The 13,403-nt window shown below is 48.6% G+C and carries 15 protein-coding genes and 1 tRNA gene; 9 read left to right on the forward strand and 7 right to left on the reverse strand.

Features of this window, described 5'->3' with window-relative positions:
• Positions 1–111 precede the first annotated feature (111 nt).
• The 3 genes from zigA to ACINK7_RS03865 all read left to right on the forward strand — a co-directional run bounded on the left by zigA (position 112) and on the right by ACINK7_RS03865 (position 2,290).
• Positions 112–1,353, forward strand: coding sequence for a zinc metallochaperone GTPase ZigA (gene zigA, locus ACINK7_RS03855; RefSeq protein WP_404359978.1), 1,242 nt, complete (start codon positions 112–114; stop codon positions 1,351–1,353).
• 12 nt (positions 1,354–1,365) lie between these two features.
• Entirely contained in the window at positions 1,366–2,034 is a 669-nt protein-coding gene (locus ACINK7_RS03860) for a DUF1826 domain-containing protein (RefSeq protein WP_404359979.1), read from the forward strand.
• A 76-nt stretch (positions 2,035–2,110) separates the two neighbouring features.
• Positions 2,111–2,290, forward strand: a complete 180-nt coding sequence (locus ACINK7_RS03865) for a hypothetical protein (protein ID WP_404359980.1) — start codon at positions 2,111–2,113, stop codon at positions 2,288–2,290.
• A gap of 17 nt (positions 2,291–2,307) precedes the next feature.
• Here ACINK7_RS03865 and ACINK7_RS03870 read toward each other — a convergent pair whose 3' ends face one another.
• Entirely contained in the window at positions 2,308–2,721 is a 414-nt protein-coding gene (locus tag ACINK7_RS03870) for a type II toxin-antitoxin system VapC family toxin (protein WP_404359981.1), read from the reverse strand.
• A gap of 13 nt (positions 2,722–2,734) precedes the next feature.
• Positions 2,735–2,962, reverse strand: a complete 228-nt coding sequence (locus ACINK7_RS03875) for a type II toxin-antitoxin system Phd/YefM family antitoxin (RefSeq protein ID WP_014147323.1) — start codon at positions 2,960–2,962, stop codon at positions 2,735–2,737.
• A gap of 109 nt (positions 2,963–3,071) precedes the next feature.
• Here ACINK7_RS03875 and ACINK7_RS03880 point away from each other — a divergent pair, with 109 nt between their 5' ends.
• From ACINK7_RS03880 to folE2, 3 genes are read left to right on the forward strand one after another with little or no spacing between them, the layout of a single operon-like run.
• Positions 3,072–4,745, forward strand: coding sequence for a formylmethanofuran dehydrogenase subunit A (locus tag ACINK7_RS03880; protein WP_404359982.1), 1,674 nt, complete (start codon positions 3,072–3,074; stop codon positions 4,743–4,745).
• Positions 4,742–5,710, forward strand: a complete 969-nt coding sequence (locus ACINK7_RS03885) for a CobW family GTP-binding protein (RefSeq protein WP_404359983.1) — start codon at positions 4,742–4,744, stop codon at positions 5,708–5,710. Before ACINK7_RS03880 ends, ACINK7_RS03885 begins: the two co-directional genes overlap by 4 nt.
• 56 nt (positions 5,711–5,766) lie before the next feature.
• Positions 5,767–6,579, forward strand: coding sequence for a GTP cyclohydrolase FolE2 (gene folE2, locus ACINK7_RS03890; RefSeq protein ID WP_404359984.1), 813 nt, complete (start codon positions 5,767–5,769; stop codon positions 6,577–6,579).
• A gap of 764 nt (positions 6,580–7,343) precedes the next feature.
• Here the strand turns inward: folE2 and ACINK7_RS03895 are convergent.
• The 5 genes from ACINK7_RS03895 to flgA all read right to left on the reverse strand — a co-directional run bounded on the left by ACINK7_RS03895 (position 7,344) and on the right by flgA (position 9,838).
• Positions 7,344–7,420 (reverse strand) — tRNA-Arg (locus ACINK7_RS03895).
• Positions 7,421–7,437: 17 nt separating this feature from the next.
• The gene (locus ACINK7_RS03900) at positions 7,438–8,220 is read right to left on the reverse strand and encodes a flagellar brake protein (RefSeq protein WP_404359985.1); all 783 of its coding nucleotides are present in this window, start codon (positions 8,218–8,220) and stop codon (positions 7,438–7,440) included.
• A 31-nt stretch (positions 8,221–8,251) separates the two neighbouring features.
• Entirely contained in the window at positions 8,252–8,752 is a 501-nt protein-coding gene (locus ACINK7_RS03905; protein WP_404359986.1) for a flagella synthesis protein FlgN, read from the reverse strand.
• Positions 8,749–9,057 carry a flagellar biosynthesis anti-sigma factor FlgM gene (gene flgM, locus ACINK7_RS03910; protein ID WP_404359987.1) on the reverse strand — a complete coding sequence of 103 codons (309 nt, stop codon included), beginning with the start codon at positions 9,055–9,057 and terminating at the stop codon, positions 8,749–8,751. The genes ACINK7_RS03905 and flgM overlap by 4 nt, the downstream gene beginning before the upstream one ends.
• Positions 9,058–9,133: 76 nt before the next feature.
• Entirely contained in the window at positions 9,134–9,838 is a 705-nt protein-coding gene (flgA, locus tag ACINK7_RS03915; RefSeq protein ID WP_404359988.1) for a flagellar basal body P-ring formation chaperone FlgA, read from the reverse strand.
• Positions 9,839–10,286: 448 nt separating this feature from the next.
• Between flgA and ACINK7_RS03920 the strand changes: the two genes are divergently transcribed.
• From ACINK7_RS03920 to flgB, 3 genes are all read left to right on the forward strand, one after another.
• Complete coding sequence (locus tag ACINK7_RS03920; protein ID WP_404359989.1) at positions 10,287–11,222, forward strand: chemotaxis protein CheV; 936 nt, start codon at positions 10,287–10,289, stop codon at positions 11,220–11,222.
• A 439-nt stretch (positions 11,223–11,661) separates the two neighbouring features.
• The gene (locus tag ACINK7_RS03925; protein WP_404359990.1) at positions 11,662–12,483 is read left to right on the forward strand and encodes a CheR family methyltransferase; all 822 of its coding nucleotides are present in this window, start codon (positions 11,662–11,664) and stop codon (positions 12,481–12,483) included.
• Positions 12,484–13,008: 525 nt separating this feature from the next.
• Positions 13,009–13,401, forward strand: a complete 393-nt coding sequence (flgB, locus tag ACINK7_RS03930; protein WP_404359991.1) for a flagellar basal body rod protein FlgB — start codon at positions 13,009–13,011, stop codon at positions 13,399–13,401.
• Positions 13,402–13,403 lie beyond the last annotated feature (2 nt).

Raw genomic sequence — 13,403 nt, forward strand, 5'->3', positions numbered from 1 at the left:
ACCTGATATCAGCTATCGAAGCGTGAAAAGGGTGTAATAAAAAGTACGAAATTGCAATATCTTAGGGGTATGTTATATTATAACAATCTATTTAAAGTGAAGATCCTTTCAATGTTGAGTAAACATACTCCATCCAAACTGCCTGTTACGGTTCTGTCCGGTTTTTTAGGGGCCGGTAAAACAACTCTACTTAATCACATTTTGACCAATCGGGACAATCTCAAGATCGCCGTGATCGTTAACGATATGAGCGAGGTCAATATCGATGCCGCGACGGTCAAGAACGAGATCGAACTCAACCGTTCCGAGGAAAAGCTGGTCGAAATGAGCAATGGCTGCATCTGTTGCACGCTACGCGAGGATTTGCTCGTCGAAGTCGGACAAATGGCTCGCGAAGGCCGCTTCGATTATTTATTGATCGAATCGACCGGTATTGCCGAGCCGATGCCGATTGCCGAAACCTTTACGTTTCGTGATGAAGAAGGGCGCAGCCTATCCGATATCGCGCGTCTGGACACGTTGGTGACCGTCGTCGATGCGGTCAATTTCATGCGCGATTACATGGAAGCTCAATCCTTGATGGAAATCGAAGCCGAATTGGGCGAGGACGACGAGCGTAATATCGCCGATCTGCTGGTCGATCAAATCGAGTTCAGCAATGTCATTCTTATTTCCAAGGTCGACCTGATCAGTCGCGACGAACTGGCTAATTTGACCGGGATACTGACCCATTTGAATCCAGATGCGGAAATTATCCCGATGATCATGGGGCAAGCCCCGCTCGCCAAAATTTTGAATACCGGCCGATTCGACTTCGACAAAGCGTCGCAGGCACCCGGCTGGCTACAGGAAATGCGCGGGTCGCATACGCCCGAAACCGAAGAGTACGGCATTGCCAGTTTTGTCTATCATGCCCGTCGCCCGTTCCATCCGGGGCGTTTCTATGATTATCTCCACTACGGCGATTGGAATAACGGCACGCTGTTGCGCTCGAAAGGCTTCTTTTGGCTGGCGTCGCGGCCCGAATGGGTCGGCACATGGTCGCAAGCCGGCGGCATCATGCAGCACGGTTGCGCGGGCCGCTGGTGGGCGTCGGTGCCGAAAAGCGAATGGCCCGAAGCCTATAAAGCCGATATCGAAGCGCAGTGGCAGCCGCCGTTCGGCGATTGCCGCCAGGAATTGGTGTTTATCGGACAGAATGTCGATGCCGTACAAACCCGGCATGAGCTCGATGCATGCTTATTGACCGATGAAGAGCTCGCGGCAGGAGCCGAAGCTTGGCAACATTATCAAGACGATTTTCCGCCTTGGCTGGAAACGGCCGCATCGGAAGTCGAAGAAATCATGTATTGAACGAGGTAAATCATGTCCGCCTTAGCCCAACACCTATTTCGCGCGCCTTATTCGGAAGGGGTGCGGTCCGACGATTTGGCCGATTTGAGCCGAATCTATCAGGATGACGTCAATCTGTGCGTGATCGAGCGCAGCATCGATCCGCGTATCGAGTCGTTCATCGATTCATTACTCGCAAGTCCTCAAGAAATCAGCGAGATTCATAATCTTTCGATCACCGATTTCGATTTCAGCGGCTTGATTCCTCATGCATCGAATATCGACGGCTATCTTGAGTTTTATCGCGACGTGGCGATGCTGACGACGCTGTTTTGCGACTTGTTCGAACTCGAGCGCGTCGGCTTGCGTTTGCGGACCCTCGACCGGCCGATGTGCCCGAAATTCCATGTCGATCATGTGCCGTGCCGCATGGTCTCGACTTACGGCGGTATCGGTACCGAATGGCTCGAAGACCGGGCGGTCGACCGCGCCAAATTGGGCATCAATACGCATGGCTTACACGATAGGCAAGCCGGCGTGATTTTGGACGAATCCTCGACTCATCGAATGCCCGCTTTTTCGGTCGGTCTTCTGAAAGGCAGCAATTGGGCCGGGAATGAACAGCACGGCGCTGTGCATCGTTCGCCGAAACCGAGCGAAGATTGCCCTCGGCGCTTGTTATTGACATTGGATTTTGCCTGATGAAATTTGCTACTGGTATTCCGTCCAGCTATTTATACTGCTGCTTGATTAGTTTGCCGAGGCTTCGTCTTCGTTGATGTTGCTGCCGATCGTCGCTGCAGGAGGATTGATTTATATTGCCGCGACTGACTTCATTCCGGTATTGCATGAACATTCGAGCCTACGAAATCTTTGCGGACAATCGTTCGTATTCGCTTTAGGCATCGGTTTTATGCAAGCGATCGTCGTGCTTGAGGGGAATTTATTGATACCGTGAAAAAGTTAGGCCAAGCTTTAAACCTGCTTTACGCGGAGGCCTGCTTGGATTGCGGCGGTAATCTGTCGTTTGTCGGAGGAAATGAAAACATCGGCTTGCAAGACGATGGCGCTGCCGATGTGTATGGCATCCATTCCTCGAAGTGTGTTGTTTTCTAAGCTGGAAACAGCATGCATCAATACTTGAGGAGACAAATCGCAAATCGCTGCGTCTTCGATGTCGGCCATTAAAAGCGATTTTAGTTGTCGGTATTGAATATCGGTGATTTTGTTGTCACGGTATAAACGACAAAATGCCGAGATGATTTCAGGCAAGGCAATGCCGGATAAACCGATTTCTGTTGCTTTGTCGCACCATTGCAACACGCTATCGGTTCCGTGCTCGCTGATGTAGCGCTTTACAAAAGCTGAGCTATCGAAAAATACGCGCATGATTAAAGTCGATCTAAAGCCCGGCTTCTCGCTCTTCAATAATCATCCGGCTGATCGAAACGCCATCGAGTACTAAGGGTTGGGCTTTTCGACGTCGCCAAGAAGGTAAATCCGCTGTGATTGGGATGATGTCGGCGATGGGTTTGCCGTTACGTAGGACCCGAACCGATTCGCCGGCTTCGACGATATCGAAATACATTTTTGCGTGGTTTCGAATTTCGGTGAAGTTTGCTTGTTTCATGGTTACCCTTATGAATAAAACGTACAAAATAATGCACAGTATAACGATGCTTGACCAAATGACTCAACCCTTGATTTCTTCTTCAGCAATCATTTAAGGAATTCGCACCATGCTGATTCGACTCAAAGGCGGGAAAGTTTACGATCCTGCGCAAGCGCTCGATGGCGAGATTCGGGATATTTATTTCCGAGACGGCGTCATCGTCGACAAACCGGAAGCCGGAGCCGTGATCGATGCCGATTACGACATCGCCGGCTGCGTGGTCATGGCTGGCGCGATCGATATTCACAGCCATATCGCCGGCGGTAACGTCAATACCGCGCGTTTGCTGCTGCCGGAACAGCACCGCAATTTCGTCGCGCGCAAACTCGGTCATCGGTTCAGCACCTCCCGTTGGTCGGCGACCGAAACCGGTTACCGTTATGCCCGCATGGGTTATACCACCGTCGTGGAACCGGCCATACTGCCGATCAATGCCTTGGATGCGCATTTGCAGATGGCCGACATTCCGATCATCGACACGGCGGGGCTCGCGATTCTCGGTAACGATGATTATTTGTTGCGCTTGATGCGTTGCGGCGCGTCTCAATCGCAAATCAACGATTACGTCGCCTGGACTCTGCACGCGACACGATGCCTCGGTTTGAAAGTCATCAATGCCGGCGGAGCGAATGCGTTTAAGTCCAATGCCCGTAGTTTCGATCTGGACGATGTCGTTCCCGAATACGGCGTCAGCTCGCGTCACATTTTGCAAACTTTACAACGTGCCGCATGCGAGGTCGAAATTCCACATCCGGTGCATGTGCATTGCAATAATCTGGGCATACCCGGTAATGTCGATACCGCATTGGCGACGATGGAAGCGGCTCAGGGCCTGCCGATGCATTTGGCGCACATTCAATTCTACGGCTACGGCAACGAAGGAGACCGGGGCTTTTCGTCGGCGGCCGCAAAACTGATCGACGGCTTCAAGAAACACCCGAACATTACGATGGACGTCGGCCAGGTTTTGTTCGGGCAAACCGTCACGATATCCGGCGATGTGATCGCGCAATACAGCCGCAGGAACGATGCTTCGCCGAATAAATGGATCGCTTGGGATGCCGAATGCGAAGGCAGCGGCGGCGTCGTGCCTTACCGCTACAAAGAAACGAGTTTCGTCAACAGTCTGCAATGGTTGATCGGCCTGGAAATCTTCTTGTTGGCCGAGGATCCGTGGCGCCTATTTTTTACGACAGACCATCCGAACGGCGCGCCGTTTACGATGTATCCTTACCTGATCCGCCTGTTGATGGATCGCGATTACCGTTTGCAATGCCTCGAACAATTGAACAGGGACGCGGTTGCGATGAGTCTGCTGAAGGACCTCGACAAAGAATTTACACTCTATGACATTGCAGTGATGACCCGAACCGCCGCCGCCCGTTTGCTAGGCTTGCCGGATCGGGGACATTTGCGGCTCGGCGCCGTGGCCGACATTGCCGTTTACCGCGAACAAGCCGATAAGGCGGCGATGTTTGCCGATGCCGAACTGTTGTTCAAAAACGGCCGGCTGGCCGTGCAAAACGGGACGGTCGTCGAACGATGCAACGGCACGGCACAAGTCGTTCAGCCGCTTTTCGATCACCGTATCGAACGCGATTTGCAAAACTATTACGACCGCTTCTACAACCTCGGTCTAGCCAATTTTATGGTTGGCGACGTCGGTGCAGGGCAGGCTGATAGCGAACGTTTCAGTGCGCATGCCTGCGGCCGTCCTTATTTGGCGGAGAATGCTCGGTGAATCAGGCTTCTTCGAAAGCAATTCAACGGATACCGGTGATCGTGCTGAGCGGTTTTCTCGGCAGTGGCAAAACAACGCTATTAAATCGTCTGCTCCGCGCCGAACCGCATTCGGCCGTTATCATCAACGAATTCGGTTCGACGCCGATCGATCAAGAATTGCTTGCGGAGCATAAGATCCCTTTAACAACGCTGTCTGGCGGTTGTTTGTGCTGCCAAGTGCGTGGCTCGTTGGCGCCGATGTTGAAAAATCTGCGCATGGCTTACGATGCCAAACCGGATAAACCGTTCAGCCGTATTTTTATCGAAACCAGCGGCGTGGCCAGCCCCGAGCCGATTCTCGATACGCTGTTGAACGAGCGCTGGTTGGCGCAGCGCTATCATTATCAAGGCATGATCACGACCGTCTCGGCGCTGGCCGCCGAAACGTATCTGGCGCGTTTTCCCGAAGCCCAAGCGCAGATCGCCTGGGCAGACAAGCTGGTAATGACCCAGGTCGATTTGGCTGCGGCTGCGCAAGTCGAACGGGTGCAAAATCGCTTGAACGAATTGGCGCCGTCGATTGCTTATCTTGAATCGGCACAAGACGCAGGTTTAGCGGAAGCGCTGCTTGATTTCGGTAGCCTATTTCGCCCTATCGCTCAACCTCGGTCGGACGATTTACCCGAGCACGGTTTCAATAGCGTGTCGTTGCAACTGGAACAGCCGGTTGCTTGGACGCGCTTGCAAGCGGTGCTCGAAGAACTGCTGGGTGACTCGCAAAGTACTATCGTCAGAGTGAAAGGCGTGCTTTTTACCGAAGAACACGACGGGCCGATGGCGGTCCATGGCATTGCCGGTAAATTGTTTCCACCGGCGCCTATGCCGCTACGGGAGAATGTCGATAACCGGGGGCGCTTGGTCTTTATCGCCGGCGGTGATATCAAAACCTTGGCCGAAACCGTAATGAACGCGTTGCGGCAATGAGGTGTCCAACGTTTAACCGATCCGGGCTATCAAAATTTATTTCAAGGAATTCATCGATGAACAATCAATCAAGCATCCCATCTTCGGAAAACGCTATCGTCGACGTGCAAGGCATTGCCGACACGCGGCGTATCGCGATTGACAAGGTCGGCATCAAGGCGATTCGCCATCCGATACGGGTCAAGGATCGGTCGGTCGGCGAACAGCATACGATCGGTTTATTCGATATGTATGTTAATTTGCCGCATGACTTCAAAGGCACGCATATGTCGCGCTTCGTCGAGATTTTGAATCAACACGACCGCGAAATCAGCGTCGAATCGTTCGGCTCGATGCTCGAAGAAATGGTGCAGCGCCTGGATGCACAGTCGGGCTATATCGAAATGCAGTTTCCTTTTTTTATCGACAAAGCTGCGCCGGTCAGCGGCGTGCGCAGCTTGCTCGATTATCAAGTGAGCTTGATCGGTGAAATTGCCGGCGGTGAAGTCCAAACGCGCATCAAAGTCGTCGTTCCGGTCACCAGCCTATGCCCGTGTTCCAAGACCATTTCGGACCGGGGTGCGCACAACCAGCGTTCTCATGTGACGTTGACGGTACTGATCAATGACTTCATCTGGATCGAAGAATTGATCGATCTGGTCGAACAAGAAGCTTCATGCCAAATTTACGGATTGCTGAAACGGCCCGACGAAAAATATGTCACCGAATACGCTTACGACAATCCCAAATTTGTCGAAGACATGGTGCGGGATGTCGCCGCCCGGTTGGAAGCGGAATCGAGGATCAGCGCCTATATTGTCGAATCGGAAAACTTCGAATCGATTCATAATCATTCGGCGTATGCCTTGATCGAGCGGGATAAGCGGTAGTTTCTGTTTGGCAGTTAGGAATATGCACAAAATAACTTCTTCAAGCATTACGCATTGTGACGGTTTGATGGCTTGCTTGGACGTCCCAGCGCCTAAATTATCCAAGACAATTAACCATGGGCCAAGGGGGTATGTAATTTAGGTGCTGGGTGAATGCGTCCATAAAGGCTCTATGTCGGCATCCAAGCTGGCCCCTCACCTAGCGTTAGTTAGGTGAGGGGCCGATCATTCCGGTGCCTCCTTAAGCATCGCCGAAATTTGAAGTGCGAAAGGTATAATGCCACTCGTTAAAGCACTTGATTCGTTATAACGTGAAACTGAGGCTCCCGGTATCGGTATGAAGAGATCGAGCAGGTTCTTAATCGGTGTCTGCAGTTCTTAGAAGGAAATGCTATGACATCCGGTGTGTGAAATATGTTTCGGGGATAAATCGGACATGAGTGCGTCCTCTCTCGATCTTAGTGTTTTAATATTTGGTGACTAGGCTTTGGCTTTAGAAAGATCGAAGATATGAATGGGTTTTTTTTAGAAATGTGATAAAAATGGGAAATTTAGATTTATCGATACTTTGTTTTATCGTAACGTTCATGAAGAGCTAGCCATCGTCCCGGCAAATGAAAGTGCGAGGGGCGGCTGGGTGCGGTCACTCGCCCGACAGGTCGCCGTGAATACGTCCATGTAGGCTCGACGGCGGCTCCCTGCCGCCTGTCGATCGAGCAACCGCACCCGCTTCGCGTACTTTCACAGTAAGTTTTTACTTTAATTGGCGCCCCGAACACGATTCGAACGTGTGACCTTCCCCTTAGGAGGGGGACGCTCTATCCAGCTGAGCTACCGGGGCTTTGACGACAAATTTTATCATAACTTTCTAATTAAGTTTCGTTGATTTCTAATGATTTCCCGTTCGAGTTTGGCAATGAAATTGTCGAGCTTTTTTTGGTTTTGGGGTGGTAGGTTAACAAAATAACCTCCAATTCGAGTCTTATTTTTTCGATTAGTTTTGGTAAAGCGGATCGATAGGTCGAAACGAAGTGTTAATTCATTCGGTAACTCGATAAAGCAATCTTTAATGACATCGCCGCGTGCGATGGCAAGTTTCCGATTGTCGGTAATATTGATACAGGCGCCGTTTCTCGAAATATCGAACACGGTTCCAAATAAAGATGTGCTGCTAAGGCATGAAGTAGTCCGAAATTTTAAAGCGGTTGAACGAATAAATATTCTAGGCGCTGTTCGCCTTTGCGGGTAGTAAATCCGCTTCGGAATGCTTGCTTTATAGTGAAAAGGTGCTGAGTCGATAATGTGTAATAGAAAGGCGAGATGAACGCCATTCAGAAACGTCGATAATTTTAGAACCCGTTTTTTGTGAAGAAGTTCGTTTCCCTTGTGTGGTCTAAGTTCGTCGAGAACAAGGTAGCCCTTGTCGGGTTGAAGTGCGATAATCGAGGTGGTGAAAGGCTTTTTCGATCCGCTAAAGGTAATCGTGCATAAATGCGGTGATGCAGCTATTGCATTGATTAGCTTTATAATCTGATCCGGATCGGTTAGAAAATTGGGATTGTCGTCGTTGTTTGATATTCCAATTTCTTGGGGGTGCTTGGTTTTGTGTTGTACAAATAGTTGACGTAACGTATCCAGCATGGCCCGTTTTCAGTTGAATTAAAACGCCGGATTATACTGAAAATAATGTGCCGGAAAATAAGTCCGACTTGGTATTGCCGTCAGGTCCGTAGGTATTGGTCGTTTGCGGCTTTCCTTTAAGGATGTTCAACGATTGTCGAGTATGACGTAGTAAGATTTCAACTGATGCCCCGTTTTGCTCGTTGAGTAATTGGCATTTTTCGGTCGTTTTAATGAGCGTTGTCCAGTTTTCGGTTGTTTGGGACGTATCGGAACCTGCCTGTAAGGCCCGCTCTAAATATTCGCTTAGGCCTGCTCGGGTGTTGGGTAATTTTTCCGTTTCGAGTATTTGCGCAAGTTGCTTGGCAAACAGGTTAAGTTCTTGAGCGAGTGGTTGTTTTTGGCGGGTTATTTCATCGAGCGTTTCGGTAAGCGCAGACTGCTTTAGCGTAATCGCCTCCTGTTGCAGTGCTTGATAAAGTTGTTCCGTTAATGATAAACCATTCACAATGAGTTTTTCAGCGATTGGAAATGTTTGGCTAATAAGGCTCATGGGCTGTCCTCGGTGCTCAATAATTCGAATTGACTGATTTTTTGCGCGATACGTTCCGGATCGATGGCATAGGTGCCTTCAGCCAGTGCTTGTTTGATTGAAGCGACGCGTTCGTTATCGACCACCGGAAGATTTGCAGCTGTGTCTAATGCTCTTTTTATTTGACCGGAATTGGCGGTAATTTCAATGCGGTCGTTATTTGGTTCCGATTGAACTTTTGCGGCGCCGGTTTCAATGCCGGGCTTTGCCGGGCTTTTGGTTGTTGCTGCGTTGGGTATACGACTTGCAATGGGTTCGATAGCCATGACAAATTCCTCAAATAATTGGTTTCAGTATTATTATCGGCAATGTTACCAATTTATTTAGCTTCATGACTTTAAATTATTGAATAATGGAAACTAAGCCGGGCTTGATCACTGTTGCGGTAATCGTGCGACCGGATGAAGCGTTTTTTACTCGAATCGATTGACCTTTAATGCCATCCATCATGGCCTTACCTTGCATGCGTACATTATAACCGGGTGACGAGGCGCTAATGGTTATTCTTTCTCCGCGTTTTATCAAGACAGCATCTGTAACATTGTTAAGAGTAATGACTGATCCTGCCGACAGATTGCGTAACGATTGTTTGTTTTCGACGGATTCGATTCGGCTGAAATAGCCGCCTCTAAGGCGGGCTTGGTTGCGTTTTTCGATGGCTAGCATTTGACGCGTCAAAATCTGACCGCGGCTGACCGGCCGAGTCAGGACTAATACGTCTTGCATGATTTTTAATGAGCCGGTGGTGTAAATCGACCAGGGTTTCGGTCCCTCGCTACAGCGAACGCCGACCGAGAAGCGTCCAGCTCGAAGCGGTTCGTTATGAGCGGTGAAGGCGGTTAATTGGTCTGCGCATTTCGGTAGTTTCAAACGGTTATCCAGCGGCGATATCTGAATGTCGTAGTTGGCGGACTCTCCAAGTTTACCTGTAACAAAATGAGTCACTGTTTGATAGATCGATGCATGCGTTTGATAACGCGGTGCGGCGAACCCGCTATGGTTCGCCGCGAGCATGGCGATTAGAGCAACGAATAGTTTGATGATCATGGTGTTCTGTCGGTTTTATGGCGTTGTTATAAGGCAAGCAGGAATAATGCCAGTCATTTATCTATAAGAAGTTTGATTGAAATTGATTATAATCCGTTCTGGTAGGCAGGAAACGGTGAATACTGGCTGAGGTTATATACCTCGCTCATGTCTCGCCTTGGCTTCGGCATTCGTTGCGATGATATTTACCAATAAGCTTGTTTCTCGCCGAGCCTGCTACTGTCTAAGGTTTTGAGCGCACTCAAATTAAATCTGGCTTCGGCCCCATAATTGGCGCTGAAAAAAGGTATAATTGCGCGCGCAATTTGGTATTGACCTATATTTCAATGCAAACTGTTTTCGATTATACCTTTCGTACTTCAAATTTCGGCAGTGCCTAAGGAGGCACGCTGGTGCCGAATTTTGATCTACGATGATATAGAAACCAATAATTATCGGAGTGATGTCAATGGCTGGAATTTTAGATGGGGTCGATCAGCGTACTCAGCTGGCAGGGCATAATCGCTTTGAGTTATTGCTGTTTAAACTTGGCGGACGACAGCGATTCGGCATCAATGTGTTTAAAGTTCAAGAAGTGATTCAATGTCCATCTTTGACGCAAATTCCGAAATCGCATTCGGTGATTTGCGGCGTCGCGCATTTGCGAGGAAAGACGATTCCGGTTTTGGACTTGTCAATGGCGATCGGTATGAGACCGATAGACCGTGACGAGAAATCTTATGTCATTGTTACTGAATACAACAGAACCATACAAGGCTTTTTAGTGGGGTCGGTAGATAGAATTATTAATATCGGTTGGGGCTCGGTAAAAGCACCCCCTTCGGGCTTGGGTCGGGAGGGTTATTTAACGGCGGTTACCGAGGTCGATGGAGACTTGATAGAGGTAATTGATGTTGAAAAAGTTATGAAGGAAGTCATTGGTTTACGCGAACGAGCCAGTGATGAGGTCATCGATAAAGATGTGTCGGGTGCCGGTGATCGAGTATTAATCGTTGACGATTCGATGGTGGCCAGAAATCAAATCAAAAAAGTTTGCGATCAGCTCAATCTTCAATACGATGTGTTGAAAGACGGCTTGGAAGCGTGGGAGCATTTGTCGGAGTTGATTCAGAATGATGTTGATTTGGAAAACTATTATGCGATGATTATTTCCGACGTGGAAATGCCGCGTATGGATGGTTATACGTTGGCCACCAAGATCAAAAAAGACCCTAAATTGAAGCAAATTTATTTGGTATTGCATACTTCGCTGAGCGGAGTGTTTAATTCGTCGATGGTGCAGAAGGTTGGCGCCGACGAATTTTTGGCGAAATTCGAGCCGGATGAACTGGTCAAAACCATTCAAAAACGTTTGCAGGTTTTTCATGCCTTAAAAGATCAGTAAGTAAGTAACGAGCATGAAATAACTTCGACAACTTCTGGGAGGGGGGGGGCGGTGGCTCGATTGACAGGTGTCGGCGGCAGGGAAAGCCGCCGTCAAGCCTACATGGAAGTATTCACCCAGCACCTAAATTCCATAGCTCATTGGCTATGGTTAACTATCTTGGATAATAATTTAGGTGCTGGGTTCACGGCGTCCTGTCAAGCGAGTCACCGAATCGCCGCAAAGCCTACTACTTGTAGCAGTTATTTTGTGCATATTCCTAAGTGGTCGATTAGCGAATTTTAATCGTTATGCTTGATTCGCAAAATTTGGGTGTAAGCGTTCAAATTCCACCTAGAAAGCGTCTGCCAGCGACTGGGAAAATAGGGATATTAAGTATCTTTAGATTTTATAAGGCCCTTTTCTAATGAGGGATGAGTGCTTATTCGGAAAGTAACCCATGGAAATGACGCAACAGGAATTTAAATATTTTCAGCAGTTTCTCGTTCAAGCATGCGGTATTGTTTTATCCAATAGTAAGCAATATTTAGTAAAAAATCGCTTGTCCGGACTGTTACCGCGATTCGGCTTGAGTTCGTTTTCCGATCTGCTTGCCGTATTGCACAGCGAGTCTCATGCATCTTCAAAAATCAAGGTAGCAGTCATTGAGGCGATGACGACCAACGAAACGTTTTGGTTTCGTGATGAAAGTCATTTTGCCGAATTGACTGGAGCCGTTTTGCCGTCCCTTGCGGCTAAACGGAGCACGATTAAAATTTGGTCGGCGGCTTGTTCTTCGGGGCAGGAACCTTATTCAATTAGCATGTGCGTCGATGATATGATCAAAAACCAAGGCAAATCATTGTCGGTGAGTATTGTCGGAACCGATATTTCGGAAACCGTGCTTAGGCAAGCTAGACAGGCCGTGTATTCCGCGGCGGCATTGTCCAGGGGGGTCGGTGCTATGCAGCAAAAGCGTTTTTTTGTACCGGTTGATGAGGGGTTTCGCGTTAAACCGGAAATTAGCTCACGGGTAAAATTTCAGCAATTTAACCTGCTTAAGCCTTTTTCGGTATTAGGACGCTTCGATGTGATTTTTTGTAGGAATGTATTAATTTATTTTTCCGACGCGTTGAAGCAAGATATTCTAACGCGCATGTCGCAAGCTATCGAACCGGGCGGATTTCTTTTTTTGAGTAGCAGCGAAGTGTTGCCTGCCTCGGTGTCCGGGTTTGAAACGGTGCGCGGCGAACGCGGTCGGTATTATCGAAAAATCGGCTGATGCGCCGGAGAAAAATTGGCAGTCGGATATTTTATTACTTACTTGCGTTTAGGATTTGGTCATAAATAACTTCCCTACTTTCTCATGCAAGGTAAGCAGGTTCGGTAACTCGATTGGCAGGTGGCGGCGGCATGAATGCAGATTTTTGCTCCTCGGCAATTGCTGAGTTACAAGGATGTAATGAATGCAGAAAATGCAGGAGCATTTTTCTGCCCTTCTAACTGAAAAATAGCTTGACAATACATTCAAGGGGTTGACAAGCTTTCCTCTTTCCTCTTTCCTCTTTCCTCTTTCCTCTTTCCTCTTTCCTCTTTCCTCTTTCCTCTTTCCTCTTTCCTCTTTCCTCTTTCCTCTTTCCTCTTTCCTCTTTCCTATAAGACCGGCGGTTAGATATTGCCGGTCGGATTTGTTGGTGGCGTGAAAAATTTGACGTGCTTTTTTATAAGATCATGATAGGTAAATAAAAGTAGCCAGTGGCATGCGATGTGCTTATTTACTAAGTAACAAGTGTGAGAGGCTACTACCATGACAATTAATTTCGATAAAGCATTAGGCATTCATTCCCAGGCATTGGCACTGCGCGAAAAGCGCGGGGAGGTACTTGCCTCCAATTTAGCCAATGCCGATACTCCAGGCTATAAGGCACGAGACCTTAATTTTCAATCGGTTTTAAAAACCGCGATGCCGGATGCGTTGCCGATGGAGCGCACGCGGACCGGACATATCTCGGCAAACAACACGCTCTTGGGCGCTTCTATGATGTATCGCACTCCAAATCAAGCTTCATTGGACGGTAATACCGTAGAAGGTCATGTCGAGCAGGCCAAGTATGCCGAGAATGCAGTGCAATACCAAGCCAGTTTGCGTTTTCTGAACGGTAAATTTTCGGGTTTAACGTCGGCCATTAAAGGAGAATAATC

Source organism: Methylotuvimicrobium sp. KM1 (genome assembly GCF_044788715.1).
GTDB lineage: Bacteria > Pseudomonadota > Gammaproteobacteria > Methylococcales > Methylomonadaceae > Methylotuvimicrobium.